We start from the raw sequence: 1,679 nt of genomic DNA on the forward strand, positions 1-1,679 counted from the left end.
CATTTCCAAATGGAAAGTTTTTATTTTTACTATCTTGATAATGATACCCAGGGCCTGAAATAGAATCTTTAAATCTTACTAGTAATAAAGCAAGTTGTTGTGATGGAGGCAGATTTCGTAGGGCTTCTATATCCTCTTTCGACGGAGGTGGTGACACAGCATATGTAGAACCAATATGACCATCATAAGAACCATATAGACCATAACCAATCGTATCTGATCCATGAACGACACTAACTATTCTGTCCTTAAACTCACCGTTATCAGCTTTTTCACGCAAATCAGGTGGTAGTAAATGTTTTGCACTTGGCGCATTCCATGACATACATTTCACACTATCATCAAATGCCGAAACATACTCAGCTAAAGCCCCCCTAAAGAATGACCTGTAACATATACTTCTACATTTTTATCCTTATAGTGTTCGTTGACTTTTTCCATTACTTTTTCAGCTTGTTCAAATTGATTATGATATTCCCATTGTTTATTTTCTTCATTCCAGTATTTCTCTGGATGATTAGCTTCCGTTCCTGGTGCTGTTGGAGGTGGTGCTGGGTCATGTACCCCTTTACTACGCGTAACAAAATAATCAATATCTGTTTCTAAATCCTTCATTCCTTCTCCTGGTTTCATCGGAATCCCTAGAGAATTTTCTACTAGAATCTTGTCCCCTTGGGTTCCCCGAAAAGCTACCATCACTTGTGTTTTTCCATCTACTACTCTTTCAAATACTACAGCATCCATTCCTGTTCGTTCGTCATGGAATGTTTTTCCTTTTTCCCATGTTTGTAAACTTTGACCATCTTTATTAGTAATAACAACTTCTTCATCAATATCTTTATCAGATTTATACGCAGTGTCCGCTAATTGATAAAAAGTAGAATCTAAAACTTCATTTTTATTACTCAAAACATTTCCCCTCCTGCAATATTTGATATATTCTTATAATTAAGATAACATTAATGGAGGATAAATATGGATATTACTATAAAAAAAATTAGTTTTTGTTTATTGTTTATACTTATTTTAAGTATTTTAGGAGGATGTAATATGGATCAAAAAAATAAAGAAGCAACAAAAGAACAACAAGTAATAAAAGAAGCAAAAGAGACAACAGTTAAATACTTTAAAGAAAAACAAGATTTAGATGTAGTAATTACTGGACATAAATTTGGGCCTAAAGACTTACAATCTATTTATATCTCTGGACACGTTAAAGACGATAAAAGTAAAACATTTAACATAACTATTCAATATGGCGGAGACGAATACACAATAGGTTCAATTTCTAAAAGTAAAAGTTTAGAATTAAAATATTAAATTTTTGGACACCTAATGATAAAGGTGTCTTTTCTTCATAAAAAAAATCCCCACACAATGTGCAGGGACAAGTGTAAACTAATACTTTAAAGGTGAACAACCTCATCATAATACATTCGTCCCCCACCGACAAAATAGGGGTCACCATACATGCCCATCAACTCAAGAGATTTTAATACCCTCAAATACCAAAAAACGTTATCCTTTCTAAACAAGATAAATTAGAAAGGATGACGTTTTCTTATGATTCCCTCGATTCAAGATGAACTACTACCATTTGCAGAAGAATTACAACGATATGTTACACCTGTATTCTTAGAAGAACTTGCAAGAGAAATCGGATTTATAAAACGAAAACG

At 33.2% G+C, this 1,679-nt stretch carries 1 protein-coding gene and 1 pseudogene; one reads left to right on the forward strand and one right to left on the reverse strand.

Annotated features, from left to right (window positions below):
* A pseudogene (locus J4P91_RS28580) lies at window positions 1-909 on the reverse strand (lipase family protein); the annotation flags it as partial.
* A gap of 66 nt (window positions 910-975) precedes the next feature.
* Between J4P91_RS28580 and J4P91_RS28585 the strand changes: the two are divergent.
* Entirely contained in the window at window positions 976-1,320 is a 345-nt protein-coding gene (locus tag J4P91_RS28585; RefSeq protein ID WP_167321109.1) for a hypothetical protein, read from the forward strand.
* Window positions 1,321-1,679: the final 359 nt, after the last annotated feature.

Source organism: Bacillus sp. XF8 (genome assembly GCF_017498755.1).
GTDB classification, from domain to species: Bacteria; Bacillota; Bacilli; order Bacillales; family Bacillaceae_G; genus Bacillus_A; species Bacillus_A bingmayongensis.